We start from the raw sequence: 24115 nt of genomic DNA on the forward strand, positions 1-24115 counted from the left end.
CGTCGATGACGACGGTCCCGAACACTTCGGAAGGGTGCACGACGACGTGACTACGGACACCGATTTCAATCCCGGTATCGGCAAGACGGAATCGCCCTACCCCCAGGCCGCCCCCAGCGACCCAGACGCCCCCCACGTTCATGCCGCGACGATCCGCGTGGACGCCACCGTCGACCGCGGAAAGCTTGCCCGAATCTGGGAGAGCATCGGCTACGACGAGTTCAACTGGACGTACATGCCGACCGGGCGTGAGCTGCTCACGACCTTCGGCGGCCTGGCGAAGCAAGGCGTCCATGTGCGACCGCACTACGTCTTCTGCTCGGGCAACGGTTTCGCCATCCCGCACTGGGGCAACGGCAACGTCTACCACGAGGACGCCCAAGGCAATCCGTTCTACGACTTCACCATGGTCGACCAGGCCTACGACGCCATCGTCGAAGCCGGGAACCATGTGCTGGTGGAGCTGGCCTTCACCCCACGCGATCTGGTTCCTGACCATGCCGCAGAGCTCGAGGTGGTTCCCAGCCCCACCGCCTACAGCAACTACGAAGCGGGCACCTGGGCCTATCCGCCCAAGGACTATCAACGCTGGGGTGACCTCATCACCGCCCACGCCCAGCACTGCCTGGAGCGCTACGGGCTCGAGGAAGTCAGCACCTGGCTCTGGGAGCTGTGGAACGAACCGGACATCTTCTACTGGCGGGGAACCCCGCAGGAGTTCTACGAGCTCTACTCCGTCACGGCACGTGCGGTGCGCAAGGCCATCCCCGAGGCCAAGGTGGGTGGGCCCTCCGTCACCGGCGGCGGCGTGCAGTTCCTGCGCGGATTCCTGCAGCACACTCGCGACCATCAGGACCCTCTGGACTTCGTCTCCTTCCACACCAAGGGTTCTGCCTTCACCCCGTGGCGGGTGTATGGGCCCACTGGCGGGCCGGCTCCGGAGAAGCAGAACCCCTCGGCGAACAAGATGATCTTCGAGGTCCAGCGCCTGCTCCGAGTGATGGCCGAGTTCGAGGAGTATCGCGATCTGCCCGCGATCGTCGATGAATGTGACGCCGGCGTCCCGGCCCACCACACCTTCTATGACAACGCGAACTTCGAGTTCCAGAACACCGAGTACTACCCGGTGTTCCAGGTCAAGCTCATGAAGAAGCTCCTTGACCTGAACGAGCTCGAGGAAGCTTCGGTCGCGCACGCCACCTCATGGAGCTTCTACTTCGAAGGGGAGCGCTACTTCGAGGGCACGCGTTCCTTCCTCACCGCCGGCGGGATCGAGAAGCCATTCCTGAACGCCTACCGCGCGCTGGCCACGTTGGGTGAGCGGCGTATCGAGGCCACTTCGGACGCCGCGCAGGAGGTGGCCGGCATTGACCATGCCAGTGGTGCCTCCATGCCTGAGGAGATCGATGCCTTGGCCTCGCGGGCCGAGTCCGGAACCATTGCGGTCCTGGTGTGGCGCCACACCGACGACCAGTACCAACACGACGAGACTCTGGCGGAGGTGGCGCTCGAACTCTCGGGTCTGCGGGCGGCGCGCTACCAGCTCCGCCACTTCCGCATCGACGGCCAGCACAGCAACTCCCACACTGCATGGAAGGAGCAGGGCTCTCCGCAAGTGCCCGGCCCTGACCAGCTGCGCGCCATCAAGGAACGGCAGGGTTTGGAGCAGCTCGCAGCGCCGAGCACAGTGACGCCGGAATCAGGTTCGGCCGGACTGACTATCGCGCTCCCACTGCCGTCACTGTCCCTGCTGGTCCTGGAGCCGCAGGGATGAGTGCTCTGAACCGCACCGTCCGGATCGGCGCAGACGTCACCATCCCGCAACTGGGACTCGGAGTCTTCCAGGTCCCGCCGGACGAGGCGCAGCGGGTAGTGGAGGAGGCACTCGAGATCGGGTACCGGCACATCGATACGGCTGCGGCCTACGTCAACGAACAGGGGGTCGGAGCAGCTCTGCGCGCTTCGGGGCTGCCACGTGAGGAACTCTTCATCACCTCGAAGCTGCGCAACGGGGACCAGGGCTTCGACAGCGCCCGGCGTGCCTACGGCCAGAGCTGCCAGCAGCTTGGCCTCGAGTACCTGGACCTCTACCTGATCCACTGGCCCAACCCTGCGGCGGGACTCTGGCAGGACAGCTGGCGGGCCCTGGAGAGCCTGGTGGCTACCGGCTCCTTGCGCGCTGCCGGAGTCTCGAACTTCCTGGTGGAACATCTGGAGGAGTTGACGGCTTTCGCCAGCGAGCTGCCCGCGGTCAACCAGATCGAACGGCACCCCACTTTCCAGCAGAACGACCTGGTCCACTGGTGTCGTGCCCGGGGAGTCGCCGTCGAGGCGTACTCGCCGCTCGGCCAGGGAGCTGATCTGCAGCACCCCACCATCACGGGGTTCGCGAGAGAGCTCGGGATGAGTCCAGCCCAAGTGATCCTGCGCTGGCATCTGGACCAGGGGAGCATCGTGATCCCCAAGACCGTCTCCAGTGCGCGCATGCGCAGCAACGCGGCGCTCGACGTCGCGCTCACCCCGGATCAGATCAGCGCCATCGATGCGCTCGAAGCCGGGCAACGGACGGGGAACGACCCCCGCTCCTTCTCCCTCAGTCAAATCCGCTGACCTGTCAGGAGTGTGGTTCCGATGGCGAGCCCGACACTCGGCACACCGGTCGCCACCATGCCGCCCCCAGCGGCGGCCGGTGACCGGCCTGAGTTCCGCAAGCGGTTGAGGCGCCGCAATCTTTGGATCTACGCCTTCTTGATGCCCACGATTGTGCTCTACGGCCTGTACACCCTCTATCCGATGGTGGCGAGCTACTGGTACTCCCTGGTGGAGTGGAACGGGTTCAGCGCTGAACAGCGCTATGTCGGCATCAGCAACTACGAGGCCGTGCTGGCCGATCCCATGTTCTGGTCGGCGGTGCGGATCACGGTGGTCTTCATGCTCATCGTGACGCCGCTGCGCGTCATGGGAGCGTTCCTCCTGGCCTTGGTCCTGAACTCCCCTCGGCTGCCCTTCTCCGGCTTCTTCCGCACCGCGTTCTTCATCCCGGTCGTGACGACGACGGCGATCGTCGGCGTGGTCATGCGATTCATCTTCGACCCTGCCAACGGGCCGCCCTCGGTGGTGGCGCAGTTCCTCGGGCTCGGGCCCGTCGACCTGCTGGGCTCGTCCTCGACGGCGCTCCTGACCTCGGCCGTGGTGTACGTGTGGAAGTTCTTCGGTATCACGCTGGTCTACTGGCTCGCTGCGCTACAGACCATCCCGAAAGACCTGTACGAGGCTGCCCGCATCGATGGCGCCGGCCCGGTCAATCTGTTCCGGTACATCACGCTGCCGATGCTGCTGCCCTTCCTGCTGATCATCACCATCTTGACCATCGAGGACTGCTTCCGGGCCTTCGACCTCATGCAGACCATGACGGCCGGCGGTCCCTACTACAGCACCGAGATCATCGAGATCTTCATCTACCGGTGGGCCTTCGCCGCTTCGATCCCGCAGCTCGGCTTCGCTTCAGCGGCAGCGGTGCTCTTCGGGTTGCTGGTCATGGTCTTCGTCATTTTCCAGGTGTGGGGCCTGACAGTCTCACGTCGCATGAGGGGGCAGCGATGAGTGCAGTCATGACGCCGAAGCAGCAGGCGCAGGTGAGTCAGCAGCCCAGCCCTGCGGCCCAGCACGGCCGCCGTCGTATCAGTCGACGGACGCTCTGGTGGGGTGCCTTCGCCCTCTTGCTCGGGCTCGCGTTCCTCTGGGTGTATCCCTTCATCTGGATGCTCTCCACCTCTCTGAAGACGCCCGGTGAGGTCTTCGGCGGCGGCCTCGGATTGATTCCCGAGGTCATGCAGTGGGAGAACTACCGCCGGGCGTGGACCGATGGGAACTTCAGCCGCTATCTGGTCAACACCGTGATTGTGACGGTCGCGACCACGGTCTTGGTGGTGGTGCGCTGCGCTCTGGCCGGGTACGTGCTTGGTCGCTACCGGTTCCCGGGCTCGCGGATCATCATCGTGATCCTGGTGGCCACGATGTTCGTGCCCACCGGGTACACGATCATCCCGGTGGTGCACCTTTCGATGAGCCTGGGCATTCTCGATACCCACCTCGGCATGATCCTCGCGCTCGCCGGAGGATCCCATGTCGCGTTCATCCTGGTGTACGCCGGCTATTTCCGCGGCCTGCCCAAAGAACTTGAGGAAGCCTCGATCGTGGATGGCGCGGGCTTCTTCCGTACCTTCGGCCGCATCATGCTGCCCCTGTCGATGCCGGTGACCGCCACCGTCTCGATCCTGACCTTTCTCTTCACGTGGAACGCCTTCTTCCTCCCGCTGGTGTTCTCGTTCTCCAATCCGGCTCTGCGCACGGTGAGCGTGGGAATGCAGGCCTTCGTCGGGGAGAACTCCACCGACTGGACCGGCATGGCCGCAGCCGGCGTGCTGTCCATGCTTCCCGTGGTCGCCCTGTTTGCCTTCATGCAGCGCTACTTCGTCGAGGGCATCGCGGGAGCGGTGAAGTCCTGATTCGTCTTGATCCATCTATCTCAACGAGGAGATCTCATGTCCCCATGGACTCGCCGTACCTTTCTGGGCGGCGTCAGTGCAGCATCAGTGGCCGCCTTCCTTGCCTCCTGTTCGGACAGTCCGCCACCCACCAGCGGAAACGGCGGTGGCGGCGGTGGGGGAGGTGGTGGCGGAAGCCTCGAGTGGTGGGACCACTTCGGTGGTCTGCAGAACCTCCACCGTGAGTGGGCGGCGCAGGAAGGTGAGCGCATCGGCACCGCCATCACGTACTCCTACAACGAGCCGGGGCGTGCCACGGAGGCCCTCCAGCTGGCCAATCAGAGCAACTCCTTGCCGGATGTCTACTCCAACCTGCTCGGGTTGCCACTGCCGGCGTTGGTCGATGCCGGATGGGTCCACCCCTTGGAGCTCTCCGACGAGGCCATGGACCGCCTTCCGGAGGGCAGCTTCGTCGAGGGTCTCACGATGCTGGACGGCGTCATCTACGGACTGCCGGCCTTCACCGACAAGCAGTACATCGCCTGCACCTGGTACAACTCCGAGATCGCCGAGGAGGTGGGCTTCGAGCCGCCGCACAGTTATGACGAAATGCGTGAGGCGCTCCGCGCGATCGCCGATCACGGTGAGTACGCACCGATGACCATCGCCCTGGGCTCTGCCGGCCGGATGGGGGAACAGATCAATGACCTGGCCCAAGCCGGCGGGTTCCCCGGCTTCGAGGGCATGCGCTACGACACCGGCGAGTACGCGTACGACCATGACACCTACATCAATGCGATCGAGCTGTACAAGGAGATCTCTGACAACGGCTGGCTACTGCCGGGAACGAACTCACTGCAGATTCCCGATGCTCGGGGACGCTTCGCGGCCGGCAATATCGGTTTCCACATCGATGGCCCGTACTCACCCGGTGGTGTCAGGTCTTTGAACGAGGACTTCCTGCCATCCATGGCAGTGGCCGGCATGCTGACTCCCGAGGGCGAGGATGTCGTCGCCACGCGCGGCGCCCGGGGCTCGGACTGGTTGATCAGCGGCACCACGGACAATCCCGAGGCGGCGAGCGCACTGATCGAGACCTTCACGCGGGACGACTACCAGACCGCTCTCGCTGTGGGGATGGATCAGCCGCCGCTGAACCTCGATGTCGTGGCTGACGCTGACGTCATCGAACCCTGGGCCTGGCTCGTCGAGGAGTTCCAGCAGCGTGTGTTCCGCGCTCCGCAGGCTCAGGTGCGCAATGTCGAGGTGGGCGAGGCGCTGGCGCTGGAGCAGCCGGTCTCTCCCGCGCTGGGAGACATCATCCAGGGATACCTCGGTGGGGACATCTCTGACCTGCGTCAGCAGCTGATCGATCTCAATGACGCGCACAACCGCATGCGCGATTCGGCGATCGAGCGCGCAGCGGATGAAGGCGCGAATGTGTCCCGGAGTGACTGGGAGTTCCCTGACTGGGAACGCGGCGTCGACTACACCTACTGAGCGGAGAGGCAACCATGGAGACGTTCCCTGTTGAACGCACCGCGATCGTCACCGGAGCCGGTTCTCGCCGAGGCATCGGACGGGCCACGGCGAGGCGACTGGCCGACGATGGCTGGTCAATTGCGCTGCTCGATGTTGATGCCGTCGCGGTGGAGGAGCTTGCCGCAGAGTTCGGCCGGCACTATGGCAGGCCTGCTCTGGGGCTGGGGGTGGATGTCAGCGACCCTGACGCGGTGGACGCCGCCATGACACGGATTGCGGGGTCGGATCTTCCGCAGGTCGTGGCGCTGGCCAACATCGCCGGCGTGAGCTCACCGGTGCCGTATGAGGAACTCGGTGACGAGGAGTGGGATCGCGTGCTGCGTATCAACCTCTTCGGTGTGCACTACGTGACCCGGAGCGCCGCGCGGTTGATGGACGGCGTCGGGCGCATCGTGTCCCTGTCATCGGTCTCGGCGCAGCGCGGTGGCGGCACCTACTCCAAGACGCCCTACTCGGTGGCTAAGGCAGGCGTGATCGGACTGACGCGTGCGGTGGCGCGCGAACTCGGTCCGCGTGGGATCACGGCCAATGCCATCGCTCCTGGTCCGATCGACACCGACATCATGGGTGGACGGCTGTCCGAGGAGCGCAAGGCACTGCTCGCCCAGGAGCTCCTGGTGGACCGGGTCGGCACCGCCGAGGACGTCGCTGCGGCCATCGCCTTCCTGGTCTCGCAGGAGTCCGGCTACATCACTGGTCAGACCCTCAACGTCGACGGCGGCCTCTACATGCACTGAGACCTGGCGCACGCCGATGTCGTCCCCCTTGCGGTTGTGCTCACTTCGCGTCGTTCTCAGGTGGTCCCAGGCCCTGCGGAACGACATCGAGTGAGCACAACCGCAGTGGTGGGGGAGTCGGGATGGGCTGGACCTCGGTTTCCTCGCCTTACGGCGCCTGAGTGTGGAAGCGGGCGCCGGCCTCGTTGAAGATCGAGATCACCTCGGCGTCCTCCGGACCCAGGGCGGTGAGTGCATGAGGAGTGTGCGTGTCGAACTCTGCGGCTTCGCCCTTGTAGAGCACGATCTCGCGATCGGCGAGTTGGAGCCGCATCCGCCCGGACAGGACGTAGAGCCACTCGTAGCCGTCGTGAGAGCGGAGCTCCTGCACCGGTGGTGAGGGGCGGTAGTGAACCTTGTAGGTGCTGACCGGCGAGGTCTCCGGTGAGAGCGGATGCACGACCATCCCGTCCGATTCCCAGCTCTGGCGCCGCACGCGCGGATCGGCCATCGTCGTCACGATCAGATCCTCGATGGCGATCCCAAGTTGGCGGGTGAGCGGCACCAGCAGTTCCAGGCTGGCCTGACGTTTGCCGGACTCCAAGCGCGAGAGGGTGCTCGCGGAGATGCTGGCCGCCCGGGCCAGGCGTTCGAGGGTCCAGCCCTTGGCGATCCGTGCGGCCCGCAATCGCGGTCCGACCTGGGCGAGCTCGTCCATGCGCCTCTCCTCACCTCTTGCAGATACCGCAAGAGCGTACCCTGATATCGCAAACCGTGGACATGATGTCTCCATGACTACAGACACCACCCCTTGGGACAACATCGTCGTCGGTGGCGGAGCCGCCGGCATGGCCGCAGCATTGACACTAGGCAGGGCACTGCGGCGTGTGCTGATCGTGGACGCCGGTAGCCCTCGAAACCGCTTTGCGGAGCACATGCACACCGTTCTGGGCCATGAAGGCCTGCCACCGCGGGAACTCCTCCGTCGCGGCGCGCGCGAGGTCGCCCAGTACGGCGTCGTGCTGCGCGAAGGAAACGTCAGCACGGTCCGAGAGCAACCCGCCGATAGCGGGCCTCGGCTGCTCCAGCTCGAGCTCGACTCAGGCGAGCGCCTGACGGCCCGCACCGTCATCGCCGCCACGGGTGTGAGTGATCAGCTCCCCCCGATTCCCGGCTTGGCCGAACGGTGGGGCAGGACGGTGCTGCACTGCCCCTACTGTCACGGCTGGGAGGTACGCGGTCAGCGGCTCGGTGTCCTCGCAACCAGTCCTATGAATCTGCACCAGGCCGAGCTGCTGCGGCAGTGGACCGAGGACCTGACCTTCTTCAGCGCCGGCGCCGGTCAGCTCGACGACGCAACGGCGGGGCGACTCCGCTCGCGAGGCGTCGTGATCGAACCCGCGGAGGTCATCGACGTTCGCGGCGATGCGCCCGATATCGGCGCCGTCGTCCTCAGCGATGGCCGCGAGATCGCCATCGATGCCCTTTTCACCGGCGGTCAGCTCATCCCGAACGACGGCTACCTCGCCGGGCTCAACCTGGAGCGAGCCGAGGGCCCTGTCGGGAGCTTCCTTCAGGTAGACGCGTCGAGCAAGACCAGCCACGCCCGCATCTGGGCGCCGGGGAACCTGTCTGTACCGATGGGCAACGTGCCCATGGCGATCTCCGCCGGCACCATGGCAGGCGCGATGGCGAACATGGCCATGGTGACCGAGGACTTCGATCTCGCTGTCGCCTGACTGCCGGACCTGCGGAGGTGCGCAGATCAGAAGCCCGGATCACGCCGTGGAATCTCCCACGTCGGCGGAAATGCTGGTATCGATGGCCGGAATGATGAGGGTCCGTGCCCCGGTGTGAACGGTGGCCGCCAGGGATCGGCCCGCGGGGAGGAGCCGGATCACGGCGTCCCCGGAGTTCGCCTCCGCCAGGGCGGCGACCGCCTCCCCGGTGACTCGGGCGAGGATCTGGGGGCTCGCTGAGCCGTGAGAGTCATCCAGCAGGCTGATGCGGACTCCTCGCTCTCGAGCGGTGCGAGCTGCAGCAAGCACCTCAGGCGTGGCCAGCGGACCGCCGCGCAGCCAGTCCCGGACAGCGGCCTCAGTGAGCAGGAAGTCGTGGCGATCCGCCGGAGTCAGCGGCGCCGGGGAGGCCAGGTGCGTGAGTGCTTCCTCGGAGATGTCCCAGAGTCGGCGCATGCGCCTTTCCTGTTCGGCGAGCCCGGCGCGGGCGCCTTCCTGCGCTGCGGCATGGGTGCGCGCCTCCTCCTGGAGTTGCCGCACCTGAGCGAGGGTGCTGCGCAGGAGCGGAACGAAGACGCTGGCGGCCAGGATGGGGACGGCGTGAGGGATGGTGAAGCTGAGGGCTGCGGTGGGGGTGAAACCCGCCGCGAGCGCGGCCCAGGTAACGATGACCATGTGCACGGCGAAGCCGAACCACGCGAGCACGATGCGGCCCCGTACCGCGAGGAAGAACAGCAGGATCGCGGAGGAGAGCAGGAACCACGAGGTGGGCGTGCCCAGGTGACCTGGCGGCACGTTCCACGCTGCGAAGGAGACTCCGATGACCAGAAGAACGACGAGGATCGACGGGAGGCGCACGTAGGGGTCCGGCGCCGGCTGGCACAGCAGGAACGCACCGGTGGTCACCGCGAGCAGCGTCAGGATGGCGTACGGAGGCCAGTAGACCTCTGACAGGGTGCTGAGCGTATTGAGCGCGTTGGCGACGGTGAAGGCCGCCATCAGCAGCCAGGCCGGCCATGCGCCGAGCCGCAATGCTGAAGAGATGTCGGTGGGTGTGCTGACCTCGGACGGGTCTTTCGCGACCGCTCTCGTTCGCATTCGCCCGGTCTCGTGGAGCGCCGGCCAGGCGAGCCGCACGGTGGTGCCCTCGCCCGGTCGGCTCTGCAGGTCAGCACTCCCGCCCACGGAGTTCACACGCGCCTCCATGCTGAGCTGGACACCCAGGCGTTCGGCCGGAACGGCATCGCGCGAGAAGCCGCGGCCGTCATCGGCGACAACCACGTCCACCCGAGTCGGAGCCGTGATGTGCACCTCGATGGACCGTTGGGCCGGGCCGGCATGGCGCACAGAGTTCGTCACGGCTTCTGCCGCGGCACCCAGGAGAGCATGCGCGGCGCTCTGGGGCAGCCTCACGCTTGCGAGATCTTGTTCGGGGAGGACCGCCTCGCGCCATTCAAAGGCCGTTGGGGTGCTCTCATGGAGCCGCTGAAGGAAATCGGTGGCGGTCATGTGGCTGTCGAGCGTGGCACTGTCGGGGGCGGGCAGTAGCTCGACGACCCGTTGGGCTCGCGCCTGGAGTTCCGCTCGCTCTGCGGGTTGGTCACCGGAACGGCCGGCTGCGAGCAGCAGCGCCAGCACGTGATCGTGCATCAGCGCATCTAACCGGATCCGCTCGCTCTGGACGGCCCGTACTCTCGCATCGTTGGTGGCTTCCTCCCGAGCGCGAGCGCCCGCGGCATCGAGCTCCTGCCCCGCCCGGAGTGCGAGCTGGGGCAGGGCCACGAAGATGGCGGCGACGGCGAGGATGATCGCCCCGTCCTGGAATCCGCGGGTGAGGTCCTCTCCAGGCAGCGTGGCATAGCGGACCACTCCGGCAGCGGCGGAAATCAGCACCGCGTAGCTCCAGGCAGCGCGGGCGGGCCAGCACAGCGCGGACGCCGCAGTGGCCACGACGGTGACCTCGTAGGTCCACGGGGTGGTACTTAGCGGCAGGCTGGAGGTTCCCAACAGCGGCACGAAGGAGACCAGGCTCACCGCATACACCAGACAGTGGACGCTGCCCAGTGCGCGAATGCCCCAGTCCGGCGCCCACACACTGGCCAGGCCCACCGCGATCGGAGCAATGCTGACGACCAGATAGAGCACCACTGCCACGGGAGGCATGAGCGCAAGCTGCGCCGTGGCGGTGCCGTAGCCGTTGATCGCGTAGAACAACGCGGCAACTCCGAGTGCTACGCCGAGGACGCGCCGTGTTCTCGATTCCGCGGTGCGGGTCTCGAAGACGGCGCTCTCGCTCACTCGCGGCCTTCGATGAGGTGATCTTCCGCAGCGAGGCGGTAGAGATCCACGCGGCTGGCTGCGGGTCTACCGACAGCTGTGTACTTGGCCCGAATGCGCGAGATGTAGTTTGCCACCGTGCCTGCTGAGAGTCCGGTGGCTCGGGCCACTGCCTTGGCGGGGACACCGGCGGCGTAGAGCCCGAGGATCTCGCGTTCGCGCTCGGTGAGTCCGGCGTCCTGGATCAGTGGATCGCCGTCGACGGCTGCCGCCCACTCCAGGGACGTCACGGGCCGGCCATGGAGCGCCTCCAGCACCGCGTCACGGATCTCACCTTCGGTGAGAGATTTCCGCACGATGCCGAGCACATCGGCCCGTGCGGCTTCGCGCAGCAGCGCAGGAGACTCGGCGGAGGTGAGCACCAGCACGGGAAGCCCGGCCTGCCGAAGGGCGTGGACGTTATCGGTCACTGAGGAATCGTCGGCGAGGCGCAGGTCCAGCACAGCCAGGTCGAGCCGGGCCTGCGAGCGGTGAATGTGTAGCAGGCCCGGCACGGTCGCTGCGAGCACTGCGTCCACGCCGGCAGCGTGCAACAGCCCCATCAGGCCACGTGCCACGAGGTTGTGATCCTCGGCGATGCCCACGCGACGCGGGCCGCGCGGGCGTGGCTGCTGCGCGGTGACGTTCCTGCCGGCGGGAGTGGATATCGCACGGGACTCGACACGCTCATGGTCGGGCGCGGGAGTCATCAGCGCAGCCCTCCTCAGGTGCTCGTCGTGTGACGCGGGATGCCGTCGCGGGCAGGATAGTGAGGCAACCTCGCGACGATCAGCCTAACCCCGGAGTCGTCGAACGCCGCCCATTCCCGGGGTGCGCGGCTCAGACCACCGGATCACTTCACGCAGGCTGGATGATGCCTCGCTGCGCAGCGCACGTCTCGACGACCTGCTCCGTTGCGGGTAGCTTGCCGAGTATCGGAACAACCGGCAGGGGGCGGATTTGGTGACCGATCACGACCGTCGGAGTTTCCGCAGACATCCTGAGGCCTGCTGACCGCGCCCGCTCACTCGGAGACGAAAGGACAGCAGATCATGGCTACTTCTTGGCGGGTTCCAGCAGTGGCCGTGGGAACGTTGACAGCGGTTGTCGTCTGCGGTGCCGCGGCTGCGGCCTACCCCGACGACGCACCGGCCGGCGAGTGGTCGCGTGCCGCCACCGAGGCGGAGTTCGACGATGCGCAGTGGCACGTGGATCATTTGAACCTGGGCCGTTGGCATCAGGAAGTCACCGGTAGCGGAGTCCGTATTGCTCTCATCGATACGCCGGTCGCTTCCGACGTGCCGGAACTGGCGGACGCGGACCTCCATGACGGCGACTCGGTGTGCGCTGCAGGCCCTGACGATGACTCCCCGTCACCGGCCTTGGGCGCCGTCCGCGATGAGGCGTCCCACGGCACGGCAATGGCGGCGCGGATCGCGGGCAATGGGCGTGGCAACGGGCCCGGCGGGAGGGGGGTGCAAGGAATGGCACCCGGAGCCACCATCACGGCTTTCGTGGCGCTTGAGGAGTTAGGTGATGAATCCATCTCGAGGCTCTGCGAGTGGGGTGAGCGGGAGAGCGTCACTGACCTACTGCGTTCGGCGCTCGAGTCCGATCCAGACATCATCTCGCTGTCGATGCGAGGTTTCCAAGACGCATATGACGGTGAGAGCGGAGACTGGGAGTGGATGGACCTGCTCACTCAGGCGGTGCTCGAAGATCAGGTGATCATCGTGAATTCGCAAGGGAACTCCGGTGCTGAGGCACTTCCGGGAGGGGGGTACGCATTGGACGGTGGTGTCAGGGCCCATGCGCTCGCTCCGGGCGACGCATTCTGGGCGTCCAATTCCTCCGGCGCGCAGCCCATGGAGATGCGCGACGAGCGCGGTCAATTCGTCGACGACCATCCCGGTGAGCAGTGGCTCGTGGAGGATGCGGAGAACGGGATCGCGCCCGATCCCTACGTTCATGACCGTGGCCGGCCCGCTATCGGGACCCACACCCACATGACCATCTCCGGTGCGATCGTGAACGGTGAGTGGAGTTCCGCGTTGGTGGCGCCCGGATCGACGTCTGCCTCCGCGGCGCAGGTGTCCGGGCTCCTGGCTCTCGCTCTGGAGCGTTGGCCAGAAGCCACTCCCCATCAGATTCTGCAGTCTCTGGTGCGCAACGCGGAGCGCCCCGACGACGTGCTCTATGACCTACGTCGGGGATTCGGCGCCGTGGATCTTGATGCGCTTCTGACCATAGATCCCACCCAGTACCCCGATTTCCACCCCACCTATGGCGGTCTGCGCTGGGCTTTCGACGATGATCCGCCGCCGGTCATGCACCCGGTGGAAACTGACGAGATCTTCTGGCAATGGCTGCCCACGTACAGTCAAGAGGAACTCGACGCAGGCTTCCCCCGAGGTCCGGCGAGGGAAGAGCTGTACGAGGACTACTACGCAGAGCATTTCGAGGGGGTGGATGACGATGTTCACGGGACGGAGCATGGCGAGCCAGGCTCCGGCAGCCCTTCGACCGAAGAGCCCGATGATCCCCCGACCGAGCAATCCAGCGAAGGCGCCGGGAAAGCGGCCCAGTCCGGTGAGGTCACGGAGAGTCACTCGAGAGGCGTGACTCCCGTCTGGATGACCGTGCTCGGCCTGGTGGCCATCGCCGGTGTCCTCGCGGCCGTCGTGCTCGTCCGTCGCGCGCGCTCATCAGGCGATGGTCCCGGCGGAGCCGACAAGGAGGAGCTGACATGAGCGAGAATCCCTCAGAGTGGCCGTCAAGTTGGACCGGCGTGACCGCGATCGCTTCGCGGCGGACGCCCCACCTAGGCTGGAACGATGAGCCACCTGACCCTGGGCGACGTCGTCGCGATCCTCGAACAGCACTACCCGCCCGCAACGGCCGAGGAATGGGACGCGGTCGGATTGGTGGCGGGCGATCCGGAGCAGCCCGTGCGCAGTATCGCGCTGGCGGTTGATCCCACCGAGGAGACGGCGCGTGAGGCTCTGGAGCTGGGGGCTGGGCTTCTCCTCACCCACCACCCGCTCTACCTGCGCGGAACCTCGAGCGTGGCGGCAACCTCGCCCAAAGGCCGCGTGGTGCACCAGCTCATCCGCGGTGGCTGCGGGCTCTACACTGCCCACACCAATGCTGACGCCGCCATCGACGGCGTCAATGAGGCGCTGGCGGACCTGATCGGGCTTCAGGGCCGCCGTCCGATCGCCCCACACGAGGAGGGCGGCACCACTGGCAGCGGACGCATCGGGGAGCTCCCCGAGCCCATGCCCCTGCGCACTTTCGCCGAGCTCGTCGCGCAGGTGCTCCCGGCCACCGCGCAAGGTATCCGGGTGGGCGGTGACCTCGAGGCGGAGGTCCGCACCGTGGCGCTGTGCGGCGGAGCCGGTGATTCCTTGCTCGGGGCAGTGCGCGAACTGGGTGCGGATGTGTATCTGACTGCCGACCTGCGGCACCATCCCGCATCGGAGCACCTCGCCGAGGGAAAGCCCTACCTGGTGGATGCGACGCACTGGGCGAGCGAGTGGCCCTGGCTCCCGCGCGCCGCAGCACTCCTTGACGAGGCCGCTCGAACTCGCGGAGCCACCCTCGAGGTGCACGTTTCCACCAGGGTCACGGATCCCTGGGCGCTCACCGTGGGAGGATCGACACCATGACCACCGCATCCCCGGCCGATCAGCGCAAGCTGCTGGATCTGCAGGCGCTCGACACCAAGCTGGCCAAACTCGCCCACCAGCGACGCTCACTTCCGGTGCTGGAAACCCTCAAGGAACTTGCCGGGCGCAGTGAGGACCTGCACGGCGAGCTGGCCCTGGCTCGCACCGAGGCCGATGATGCCCGGCGTGAACTCGCCAAAGCAGAGGCCGACGTCGAGCAGGTGCGCACCCGCGCCGCACGCCACCAGGCCACGCTCGATTCCGGCAAGGGCCTCTCCCGCGAACTGCTCGCACTGCAGCAGGAACTGGAGCAGCTCGCCGTGCGCCAAGGGGTGCTCGAAGAGGCGCAGCTCGAGGTCATGGAGCGCCTGGAATCCGCGGAGGAGCGGGTGAACGCCCTTCAGGCGCAGGAACAGTCCATCCGCGCAGATGTCGTGCACCACACGGCTGCCAGGGATGCGGAGTTCGCCCGCATCGACGGCGAGGTCAATCAGATCCGAGCCGAGCGCGAGCAGAGTGCAAGCTCTCTGGATCCCGAACTGGTGGACCTGTACGAGCAGGCTCGCTCGCAGACCGGCGGACTCGGCGCCGTTGCCGTCCACGGATTCCAGACCGAGGGAGTGAACATCGAGTTCACGCTCTCCGAGCGTTCATGGCTGGAGTCCGCTCCCGAGAATGAGGTGCTGGTCTCCGAGGATCACGGGTTCATCCTCGTGCGGCTGAACGCCGGAGAGACCTCCGGCAGAGCCTGAGCGGGCAGTGCCCTGGTCTCACCCACGCTCGATCAGGGTGAGCGTGTGCCTGCTCGCAGGACCGTCGTGCAGCTCCACACCGTGTACCGGCATCTGCGGGTCAGCGCACATCTCCTCGCTCGCGGTAGCCAGCTCCTCCGCGCTCCGGGGCATGTCCCCAGCGCGTGTCAGCAGGTGCCGGGTCAGTAGGCCCCGGGCGTGCTTGGCGTTGTGCGACACGACCGTGCGCGAGCCATTACGCTCCCGCACTACTTGCACGCTCGCGTAGGTGGCGCCGCCGGCGGGAGGCTTCCACGCAGCCGCATACGCCGCTGAGCGGCAGTCGACGATGACCCCCGGTTCTCCGCGGTCCAGCACGCCCGCCAGGTGCTGCTTCCAGTAGGTGGCGAGCTTGACGGGACCGGCAGCTGCTGCCCGCGGTTTCGGCAGCCCCGGCAGGGCCACTCCCATCGAGAGCCGGTACGCCGGAATGTGATCGGCGGGGGAGAGCGCGCCCCACAACCCGGAGAAGATCCGCACATGCTCTGCCGCCCGACGAGCCGGTTCCCCGTTCAGCTCCGACAGCCCAGCAGCGGCAAAAAGCACACCCGTGTAGACCTCGGCTGCCGGTGCGGACGGCGCGGCGAGCAGCTGCGTGTTCGCGGCGACCTCCTGGGAGAGCGAATCGCCCACGCCCAACACTCTGGCGGCATTCCGCTGCGCCGAGACCTTCGCGAGGCGGGTGAGCACCCGTTGCCGTGCCCCGGCTAGTTCCGGGTAAATGAGGCTCTGCAGGTCCACCGGGGGGCCGTCGTCGGGTGGGGTTTTGCCCTCCGAGGGCGGCAGCAAGAGAAGCACCGCCGGATCGTATCCCGGGTGCGGATGAGTTGGCCGATACGCCGGGTTTTGTAGCCAGGGCTCACGCCCTGGTGACGGCCATCCATCTACGACGTACGTTGCCGCACGCCTCTAGCGACCTACCCGCAGGCATCGGGCGGGCAGCCCTCATGCGCCTGCTGTCTGGTCTTGCTCCGGGTGGGGTTTACCGAGCCGCGACAGTCACCTGCCGCGCTGGTGGTCTCTTACACCACCGTTTCACCCTGACCACCGGGCGAGACGAATCCCTCCCGGTGGCGGTCTGCTTTCTGTGGCACTGTCCCGCGGGTCACCCCGGGTGGGCGTTACCCACCACCCTGCCCTACGGAGCCCGGACGTTCCTCGGTGCGCCCCGAAGGGCGCAACGCGGCCGCCTGGCCAACTCATCCGCGCCCTCAGTCTACGGGCCGGAGCTGCTGTCAGAGCCAACCAATACCCATGTGGGCATGCCTCGGCGGAATCGGCGGTCGTTCGTGCCACCATCGTCGCGGGGCACGCAGTAGCCAAGAGCCCTCCAGGCGGCCGATCTTCCCGGGGAGCAGACGTGAACGAACAGCCCAGCGGTGTGCGCGGTGACCCGGCACCCCGTGACGAGGCGTGGTTTGACGCGCTCTTCACTGACCATGCGCGAGCTGTGCACGCCTACCTCGCGCGCCGGGCCGGTCGGCAGGACGCCGAGGATCTGGCCGCCGACGTGTTCGCCACCGCCTGGCGCCGGCGCGCGGACGTCCCCGAGGGGCACGAGCTGCCCTGGCTCTATCGCACGGCGGGTTTCGTGCTCGCGAACCACCGGCGCAAGCAGCAGCCCGTGCCGGTCGAGGAGGTCGACGACAGTGACACCTCTGCGGAGGATCCCGCCACCGTGGCGATTGAGGACGACGCAGTGTCGGCCGCACTGCAGACCTTGAGCCCACGTGATCGCCGGATCCTGCTGCTGCATGCCTGGGAAGGGCTCGACGGCAGCGAACTTGCCGAGGCTCTCGGGATCTCGCGCGGGGGAGCCGCGGCTGCCCTGTCCCGAGCACGCTCGCGCTTGGAGGCCGTGTGGGCAGAGCGAGCCGGAGGTCACTCATGAAGGCGCTGCAACACCGCCTCTCGGAGCAACAGATACCCCGTAGCAGGCCCGTCATCACGCGGTGCGCTGCGCCATTGCCCCAGCGTGAGGAGAGCACACGATGACCGCGGACCGGAACTCGGAGGCGATGGCGCGTCTTCGCGCTGCCGCACCGGCAACCGGTGACGTGGACCTCGCAGCACTGCGCGCGCGAGTTGAAGCCCGGCGAGCTGAGGGCGGCGCACGCTCCGTCGCAGGCCACGGAGCGGAACAGCCGGTGGATGAGCTGGCTGCCCGCCGGCGTCGTGGCATGACCGGCAGCGGCTGGGCTGCCGCGGCTGCGGCCGCCGTCATCTTCGGCGGTGGCGGTCTCCTCCTCGGCTCCGGCGGGCTCGGTGAGGGGGCCTTCGACGCGGCCCCGGCTGGTGACGCGGGGGAGGATTTCGACACGGCGGTGCAGGAGGATGCTGAGCCTGAGGCCGAAGTCTTCGCGGAGCCCGACGAGAATGGCGACGAGGCGGCGGATGACACCGCAGGTTCTGACGATGCCGCCGACGAGGAGGACGTGCCGGCGCCCATGCAGGACGAGGTGGAGTCGGGCACCGAGGTGCTCTTCCTCGCCTCCGAGCTGTCTGCGGGCCCGAGCACGGCTGCGGCGTGGCAGTTGCAGGTCGATGATGCGGACGCAGGCAGCGCAGAGCTCCTCGATCTGGGCGAGGTCGAGCTCATCAGCCCGGAGGACGCCGTCGAGATGCTCAACGATCCGTCCATGGGTGCGCGCATCGACCCGGTCCCGCCCGGACCGCCAGGAACGCAGGCCCCCGGCGGGATCCTGACCATCGCCGACGCCGAACTGACCTGGCAGACCTACGAGAACGCCGACGGCTCCCTCCTGCTCGTGCCCGCCTATGCCTTGACCGACTCCCAGGAGCAGATCTGGAATGTCCTCGCCGTCGCCGAACTGAGCGATATCGAATAGAGCTGTTCGTGCCGGGGGAGGCTCTGGCATGAACTCCCGTCGGGGCAGGTGGAGGGCCTGACCTGGCGATGACGACGCCCCCGGCGCCGGCGGATCAGCTGGCGCCGGGGGCGACGTGTCTCCCCACCTTCGGTGGTGCCCGGGCAGTCGGCGCGGGTCGAGAGCGCGTGGCTAGCGGAATTAGGATCGGAGCATGCTCACTCGACTCGACCTGCGGGAACGACCCCTGACCGGAGCGGAGCTCACCTCGGCCCTGCCGCGTGCGGCCATGGACGTCGACGAGGCGCTCAGCCGAGTGCAGCCGATCATCGCCCAGGTGCGGCAGGAGGGCGCCGCGGCGCTACGGGATCTCGCTGAGCGGTTCGACGGGGTGCGCCCCACGCATCTTCGAGTGCCGATCGCTGCGATCCACGAAGCCGTCGACAGCCTCGCCCCGGAGGTCCGTGATGCCCTGGAGCGACTGATCGCCCACCTGCGCGCCGGCCACACGGCCCAGCTTCCCGAGGATCGTGCCACCGAGATCATGCCCGGCGGCGTCGTACGTCAGCGATGGGTCCCGGTACGCCGAGTGGGTCTCTACGCCCCCGGCGGACTGGCGGTGTATCCCTCATCGGTGGCGATGAACGTGGTGGCCGCACAGGTGGCCGGGGTGGAAGAGCTGGCTGTGGCCTCACCACCGCAACAGAGTAATGGGGGACTGCCGGAGCCGGTGGTCTTGGCCGCTTGCGGTCTCCTCGGCATCGATGAGGTCTACGCCGTCGGCGGGGCGCAGGCGGTGGCGATGTTCGCTTACGGCGCTGCTGCCTCTAGCGAGGAGGATCGCGCGGCGCTGGCGGGCAGCGCCGGGACACGCACCGGCCAGCTGTGCGAGCCGGTGGACGTCATCACCGGGCCCGGCAACATCTATGTCGCGGCGGCCAAACGCGCCGTGATGGGCACCGTCGGCATCGACTCCGAGGCCGGCACCACCGAGATCGCCGTCATCGCCGATGCCCACGCGAACCCGGCCTACGTAGCGACGGACCTCATCTCCCAGGCCGAGCACGACCCCCACGCCGCCTCTGTGCTCATCACCGATTCGGTGGAACTGGCAGACGCGGTCGACACTGAGATCGCGGCGCGGGTGCCCCATGCCGCCCACGCCGAGCGGATACGCCAGGCGCTCTCCGGACCGCAGTCTGCCTCCGTGCTGGTCGAGAGCATCGACCGTGCCATCGAGGTGGCTGATGCCTACGGTGCCGAGCACCTGGAGATCCAGACGGCTGATGCTGCCGCCGTCGCGGGACGGATCCGCAATGCCGGGGCGATCTTCGTCGGCCCGTACTCCCCGGTTCCGCTCGGGGACTACCTGGCTGGCTCCAACCACGTGCTTCCCACCGGTGGCACAGCGCGGTTCGCCAGTGGGCTCGGCGTGATGGCTTTCATCAAGTCGGTGCAGCAGGTCGAGTATGGCGAGCGCGCCCTGAAGACCTTGGCGGCTCCGCTCACGGCCCTGGCGCATTCGGAAGACCTGCCCGCCCACGCGCAATCGGTGAACGCCCGCTTCGAGTAGAGGCGAGTGCTGCCCCGGCGCGCCTCCGCTCGCTCCTTGTGCCCACTCGCGCGCTGTACGCGCCCGCCCGCCCGCTGACTGCCGTTCGATGCTGATGATGCCGCGCGTGCGGGCGGCAATAGCGGGTATCGGCGGCAGTCAGCGTGGAGGGCGTCCGCGGTCGTGTGGAGGGCGTCCGCGGTCGTCGGGGCGGTCGTCACGATGTAATGCCGAAGGGAACGGGGCGGGGTGTGGACGAAACCGGGTTCTCCACAGAGTTTCGCTCGACCGCGTGCCGGGCGGGCGGGAAGCGGCATCCTCCTGGCATGTCTATCTCAACGGATGCGCTGGATCGGGACCGGCGCGAGAGCACCGACGAGTATGCGCCGCTTCTCGATCACGCTGGCCTCCTTTCCGTGGCGCAAGCGAGGCGGCAAGGGCTGAGCCGTCACGACCTCAATGCTCTCGTCGGGTCCCGCACTCTGGTGCGCGTCGTGCCAGGGGTCTTCACCACTCTCCAGCTCTGGACCGCAGCGAAGCCTGAGCGCAAGCACGCGCTTCGCTCGCGGGCAGTCCTGGCTCACATGGAGAACAGGGCAGATGAGCCAGAGGGGCCTGCGCTGAGCCATTCGTCAGCGGCTGCGGTTCACGGGCTGCCGTTGCTCGCATCACCGCGCCGAGTTCATATGATGCGAACCGACGGTGGACCGCCGCGTTGTCGGCGCGGGTTCATCCTGCACCAGCGGCTCGAGGGACTCCGCACCGAGAAGGTCGACGGCGTGATGTGTGTGCCTCCGGCGCTTGCCGCCGTCGGGGTCGCCCAGGTGCATGGCTTGACGGCGGGAGTGGCCGCACTCGATGCGGTGTTGCATCAGGGTGTCGCGACCAAGGACGAGGCGTGGCGCTGGCTTCGACGACTGGGTGGGCACCGCGGAGTCCGCGCTGCCGAGGCGGCGGTCGAGCACTCCGATGGACGGGCGGAGTCGCCGCAAGAATCTCGAGCTCGGGTCTTGCTCGAACAACTTGGCTACCCGGTCGAGCCGCAACCTGAACTGATGACCCCGCAAGGCGTGTTCGTTGCCCGCGTCGATCTACGCCTCAAGGGCGGCATGGTCGTCGTCGAGGTTGACGGTCTCTCGAAGTACCTCGATGACGATGGGAAGGCGGCTGCGCGCACACTCCGCAGGGAGAAGGACCGCGAACACGCGATCCGGGACCTGGGATACGAGATAGTCCGGTTCGATGCGCGCTCCCTTGGCGACGTCGCCTTGGTGCGTCGCAGAATCGAAGCCGCGACGGGTCGAGCCCGTTCACGGTGACAGGAGCGCCACGTTTGCCTGGACCAGCTGAAGCCTCCGAACCAGCCATCCGGATTGGCTCAGGCTTCCCATGTTGCTGACTGCCACCTCATGCAGACACCGCCGCCCGCGCGCGCGGCAGTGACGGACTCAGGCGGCAGTCAGCGTGGTGCGGGTCCGGTCATGGGGCTTAGACGCGCGGTGAGGGATCCCTCAGGGTCGCAGGTCGACCTGATGGGCGACGGAGGTGCCCTGGGGGAGGTAGCGCGTGCTCACGATGTCCTTACCGAACGGGAAGATCGTCACCGGGATCATCTTGATGTTCGCGATCGCCAGGGGGATGCCAATGATCGTGACGGCCTGGGCGGCGGCGGTGACGAGGTGGCCGATGGCGAGCCAGACGCCTGCGATCACGACCCAGATCACATTGGCCACCGTGGAGACACTATCGACGCGGCGACGGCGGATCACCGTGCGCCCAAAGGGCCACAACGCGTAGCTGGCCATGCGCATGGAGGCCACACCGAGCGGAATTGTGATGATCAAGAGGCAGGCGAGAAGGCCGAAGAGGAAGTAGCCGAGAGCAAGCCAGAAGCCGCCGAAAACCAGCCAGATGATGTTCAGGATGGCGCGCACGGGCAGAGTCTGGCACGAATCGTGTGAGCGTCCGCGGGATGTGCACTCCAGCCAGCCCTCCTGAGCCTCGTGGCACGGGCCGCGCGCGGCAACATCGTGCTGGCCCTGCTGGCCCTGCTGGCCCTGCTGGCCCTGCTGGCCCTGCTGGCCCTGCTGGCCCTGCTGGCCCTGCTGGCCCTGGCGCGACCCGCTGGAACGAGTCGCCTCGGGGCCGCTACCTCTGGGCCAACACGAAGGGCAACACCGCATCGGCTCCCGCGTGACGCAGGAGGCGTGCGCTGACGGTCAGCGTCCATCCAGAGTCTGTGTAGTCATCGATCAACAGCACACGCCGCCCGGGCAGCCCGTCAGCAGCACCCTCGCTCAGCTGGAGGCCGAGTCGGCGGCTCACCGCGGCCAAGCGCTGGGCGGAGTTGACGTCATGCCGCGACGGGGGAGTCGCCTCACCGCTACCCGCGTCGGTCTTGGGGCCGATCGCCCCCACCAGCGGAACCCCGAGAACCTGAGCGACACCGCGGGCCAGGTGCTCGACTAGCCGCGACCGGTTGGCAGACGCCACCATCACCACGCCGTCGATGCGACCTGCCTGCCAGGAGCCGAGCACCTCCTTGACCGCGCCGCGCAGCGCCGGGGGAACGAGACCGTCTCGGCCTCCGCGTGCCACTGCGTCCGCGCTGTCCAGGACAGGACTGGCATCCGCGCCCTGGTGATCCTCGGCGTACCGGGCTTCGAAGAGCTCGCGTAGCGCCGAAGACCAGCCCAGGCCATCCATGCGCGCCACCGCGCGGCCGGCCTCGGCGCGTTCGCTCTCCGGGATCTTGCCGGAGAGTTCCACGCCCAGTGCGCCCATCCCCGATGGCCACTGCCGGCGGACCGCGATCTCCACACCGGGGCGATACAGTGCGGCCCGTGCTTGCTCGAGGGCACCGGCTTCGACCTCACGATCCAGCTCCATGCCGCCGCAGCGATCGCATCGCCCGCAACGCCACCCCTGCGGCAACTCGGGATCATCGAGCAGTCCGCGCAGGAAGGCCATTCGGCAGGCATCCTCGAGGGCCACGTACTCGAGCATGGAACGCTGTTCGGCTTCGCGTGCGCGCGCCACCCGGTCGTAGCGCTCCTGGTCGTAATGCCACTCCTGCCCGGTGCTCTCCCAGCCTCCCCGCACGCGCCGCACGGCGCCGTCCACATCGAGAACCTTGAGCATGGTCTCGAGCCGGGTGCGGCGCAGATTCACCTGGGTCTCCAGTGCCGCGGTCGACATCGTGCCGTGCTGCGCGAGCGCGTCGAGGGTGCGGCGAACCTCCAGCTCCGGCGGGAAGCCCATGGACCCGAAGTACGCCCAGATGTCCTGATCCTCCGCGCCCGGCAGCAGCACCACGTCGGCGCGGTCGACACCACGGCCGGCCCGTCCCACCTGCTGGTAGTAGGCAATGGGCGAGGACGGCGCGCCGAGATGCACCACAAAAGCGAGATCCGGCTTGTCGAAGCCCATCCCCAGAGCGGAAGTGGCCACCAGAGCCTTGACGCGATTCTCCTTGAGATCAGCCTCGAGCCGCTCCCGTTCGGCCGGGTCGGTGCGGCCGGTGTACGCGGCCACCTCATGCCCCGCCTCGCGCAGCTGAGCGGCGACTGTCTCGGCCGAGGCCACCGTGAGGGAGTAGATGATTCCCGATCCCTGCCAGCGGGAGAGCTGGCTCCCCAACCAGGCCACCCGCGCCACCTGGTCGCGCAGGCGCACCACCGCCAGGTGCAGGGAGTCCCGGTCCAAGCTCCCGCGCAGCACCAGGACGCCGTTGCTACTGCCCGGATCCGCGCCCGGAGAGTGGGCGTCTGCGACCGGCCCCGCCCCGAGTCCGAGTTGCTCGGCAACGTCGGCGCTCACCCGGGCGTTCGCCGTCGCGGTGGTGGCCAGCACCGGGATGCCCGCGGGCAGCTCAGCGAGCAGCGTGCGGATGCGACGGTAATCCGGCCGGAAATCGTGACCCCAATCGGAAATGCAGTGCGCCTCGTCCACCACCACGAGCCCGGCGCTGGCCGCCAGCCGGGGGAGCACCTCGTCCCGGAAGGCGGGGTTGTTCAGTCGCTCCGGAGAACACAGCAGCACGTCCACCTCACCGGCGGCGATGCCGGCATGAACGGCCTCCCATTCAGTCACGTTCGCGGAGTTGATCGTCACCGCCCGGATGCCCGCCCGGGTGGCGGCCGCGATCTGATCGCGCATCAGCGCCAGCAAGGGAGAGACGATGACGGTGGGGCCGGCCCGGTGGCCGGCAGCGCCGGAACGCAGCAGCGCCGTCGCCACGAAGTACACCGCAGACTTCCCCCAGCCCGTGCGTTCCACCACCAGCGCACGCCGGTGTTGGGCCACGAGGGCCTCGATGGCCCGCCACTGATCCTCGCGAAGCTGCGCTGCGTCATGGCCCACCAGGGCTCGCAGGGCAGCCTCGGCCTGCTCGCGCAGAGAGCCGGCGGATGCGGTCGCTACGGTGTCAGTCATGGCGTCACCGTCTCACGCGCCACCGACGCTGGAGCGCCGACG

20 protein-coding genes and 1 other RNA gene are annotated in these 24115 nt (G+C 67.6%); 14 read left to right on the plus strand and 7 right to left on the minus strand.

All coding sequences use genetic code 11. The features are described from left to right. The first annotated feature begins 46 nt into the window (after positions 1–46). From EDD31_RS12790 to EDD31_RS12815, 6 genes are read left to right on the plus strand one after another with little or no spacing between them, the layout of a single operon-like run. Positions 47–1774 carry a GH39 family glycosyl hydrolase gene (locus EDD31_RS12790; protein ID WP_245991200.1) on the plus strand — a complete coding sequence of 576 codons (1728 nt, stop codon included), beginning with the start codon at positions 47–49 and terminating at the stop codon, positions 1772–1774. Further along, a complete protein-coding gene (locus tag EDD31_RS12795) occupies positions 1771–2610 on the plus strand; it encodes an aldo/keto reductase (RefSeq protein WP_123304491.1) in 840 nt (279 codons plus the stop codon). The genes EDD31_RS12790 and EDD31_RS12795 overlap by 4 nt, the downstream gene beginning before the upstream one ends. Positions 2611–2631: 21 nt before the next feature. After that, positions 2632–3603 carry a carbohydrate ABC transporter permease gene (locus EDD31_RS12800; RefSeq protein WP_123304492.1) on the plus strand — a complete coding sequence of 324 codons (972 nt, stop codon included), beginning with the start codon at positions 2632–2634 and terminating at the stop codon, positions 3601–3603. An 8-nt stretch (positions 3604–3611) separates the two neighbouring features. Next, positions 3612–4508 (plus strand): carbohydrate ABC transporter permease, encoded by an 897-nt coding sequence (locus EDD31_RS12805; protein ID WP_123304493.1) that lies wholly within the window; start codon positions 3612–3614, stop codon positions 4506–4508. A 36-nt stretch (positions 4509–4544) separates the two neighbouring features. Beyond that, entirely contained in the window at positions 4545–5987 is a 1443-nt protein-coding gene (locus EDD31_RS12810; RefSeq protein ID WP_123304494.1) for an ABC transporter substrate-binding protein, read from the plus strand. A 14-nt stretch (positions 5988–6001) separates the two neighbouring features. Further along, positions 6002–6766 (plus strand): SDR family NAD(P)-dependent oxidoreductase, encoded by a 765-nt coding sequence (locus EDD31_RS12815; RefSeq protein ID WP_123304495.1) that lies wholly within the window; start codon positions 6002–6004, stop codon positions 6764–6766. 148 nt (positions 6767–6914) lie between these two features. Here EDD31_RS12815 and EDD31_RS12820 read toward each other — a convergent pair whose 3' ends face one another. Beyond that, a complete protein-coding gene (locus EDD31_RS12820) occupies positions 6915–7463 on the minus strand; it encodes a helix-turn-helix domain-containing protein (protein WP_123304496.1) in 549 nt (182 codons plus the stop codon). A gap of 73 nt (positions 7464–7536) precedes the next feature. Here EDD31_RS12820 and EDD31_RS12825 point away from each other — a divergent pair, with 73 nt between their 5' ends. Continuing rightward, on the plus strand, positions 7537–8484 hold the full coding sequence (locus EDD31_RS12825) for an NAD(P)/FAD-dependent oxidoreductase (protein WP_245991202.1): 948 nt from the start codon (positions 7537–7539) through the stop codon (positions 8482–8484). A 39-nt stretch (positions 8485–8523) separates the two neighbouring features. On the opposite strand, the gene EDD31_RS12830 is transcribed toward EDD31_RS12825, so the two are convergent. Together EDD31_RS12830 and EDD31_RS12835 are read right to left on the minus strand one after the other, a co-directional pair. Further along, complete coding sequence (locus tag EDD31_RS12830) at positions 8524–10782, minus strand: sensor histidine kinase (protein WP_123304498.1); 2259 nt, start codon at positions 10780–10782, stop codon at positions 8524–8526. Further along, the gene (locus EDD31_RS12835; RefSeq protein WP_123304499.1) at positions 10779–11510 is read right to left on the minus strand and encodes a response regulator transcription factor; all 732 of its coding nucleotides are present in this window, start codon (positions 11508–11510) and stop codon (positions 10779–10781) included. The genes EDD31_RS12830 and EDD31_RS12835 overlap by 4 nt, the downstream gene beginning before the upstream one ends. Before the next feature lie 342 nt (positions 11511–11852). On the opposite strand from EDD31_RS12835, the gene EDD31_RS12840 reads away from it, so the two are divergent. From EDD31_RS12840 to EDD31_RS12850, 3 genes are all read left to right on the plus strand, one after another. After that, positions 11853–13550 (plus strand): S8/S53 family peptidase, encoded by a 1698-nt coding sequence (locus EDD31_RS12840; RefSeq protein ID WP_123304500.1) that lies wholly within the window; start codon positions 11853–11855, stop codon positions 13548–13550. Positions 13551–13634: 84 nt separating this feature from the next. Beyond that, positions 13635–14468, plus strand: a complete 834-nt coding sequence (locus tag EDD31_RS12845) for a Nif3-like dinuclear metal center hexameric protein (RefSeq protein WP_123304501.1) — start codon at positions 13635–13637, stop codon at positions 14466–14468. Next, positions 14465–15220 carry a zinc ribbon domain-containing protein gene (locus EDD31_RS12850; protein ID WP_123304502.1) on the plus strand — a complete coding sequence of 252 codons (756 nt, stop codon included), beginning with the start codon at positions 14465–14467 and terminating at the stop codon, positions 15218–15220. The genes EDD31_RS12845 and EDD31_RS12850 overlap by 4 nt, the downstream gene beginning before the upstream one ends. An 18-nt stretch (positions 15221–15238) precedes the next feature. Here EDD31_RS12850 and EDD31_RS12855 read toward each other — a convergent pair whose 3' ends face one another. Both EDD31_RS12855 and rnpB read right to left on the minus strand, forming a co-directional pair. Further along, entirely contained in the window at positions 15239–16057 is an 819-nt protein-coding gene (locus EDD31_RS12855) for a YaaA family protein (protein WP_123304503.1), read from the minus strand. Positions 16058–16078: 21 nt separating this feature from the next. Next, positions 16079–16461, minus strand: an RNA gene (gene rnpB / locus EDD31_RS12860) — RNase P RNA component class A. 158 nt (positions 16462–16619) lie between these two features. Here rnpB and EDD31_RS12865 point away from each other — a divergent pair. From EDD31_RS12865 to EDD31_RS12885, 4 genes are all read left to right on the plus strand, one after another. Next, entirely contained in the window at positions 16620–17150 is a 531-nt protein-coding gene (locus EDD31_RS12865; protein WP_170163302.1) for an RNA polymerase sigma factor, read from the plus strand. Positions 17151–17250: 100 nt separating this feature from the next. Continuing rightward, entirely contained in the window at positions 17251–18108 is an 858-nt protein-coding gene (locus EDD31_RS12870; protein WP_123304504.1) for a hypothetical protein, read from the plus strand. A 193-nt stretch (positions 18109–18301) separates the two neighbouring features. After that, positions 18302–19660 (plus strand): histidinol dehydrogenase, encoded by a 1359-nt coding sequence (gene hisD, locus EDD31_RS12875; RefSeq protein ID WP_123304505.1) that lies wholly within the window; start codon positions 18302–18304, stop codon positions 19658–19660. 668 nt (positions 19661–20328) lie between these two features. Then, entirely contained in the window at positions 20329–20958 is a 630-nt protein-coding gene (locus EDD31_RS12885; RefSeq protein WP_148058953.1) for a hypothetical protein, read from the plus strand. Between the two features lie 192 nt (positions 20959–21150). On the opposite strand, the gene EDD31_RS12890 is transcribed toward EDD31_RS12885, so the two are convergent. Both EDD31_RS12890 and EDD31_RS12900 read right to left on the minus strand, forming a co-directional pair. Beyond that, positions 21151–21573 (minus strand): YccF domain-containing protein, encoded by a 423-nt coding sequence (locus EDD31_RS12890; protein ID WP_123304508.1) that lies wholly within the window; start codon positions 21571–21573, stop codon positions 21151–21153. A gap of 214 nt (positions 21574–21787) precedes the next feature. Continuing rightward, positions 21788–24073 (minus strand): RecQ family ATP-dependent DNA helicase, encoded by a 2286-nt coding sequence (locus tag EDD31_RS12900; protein ID WP_123304509.1) that lies wholly within the window; start codon positions 24071–24073, stop codon positions 21788–21790. Positions 24074–24115: the final 42 nt, after the last annotated feature.

Source organism: Bogoriella caseilytica, assembly GCF_003752405.1.
GTDB lineage: Bacteria > Actinomycetota > Actinomycetes > Actinomycetales > Actinomycetaceae > Allobogoriella > Allobogoriella caseilytica.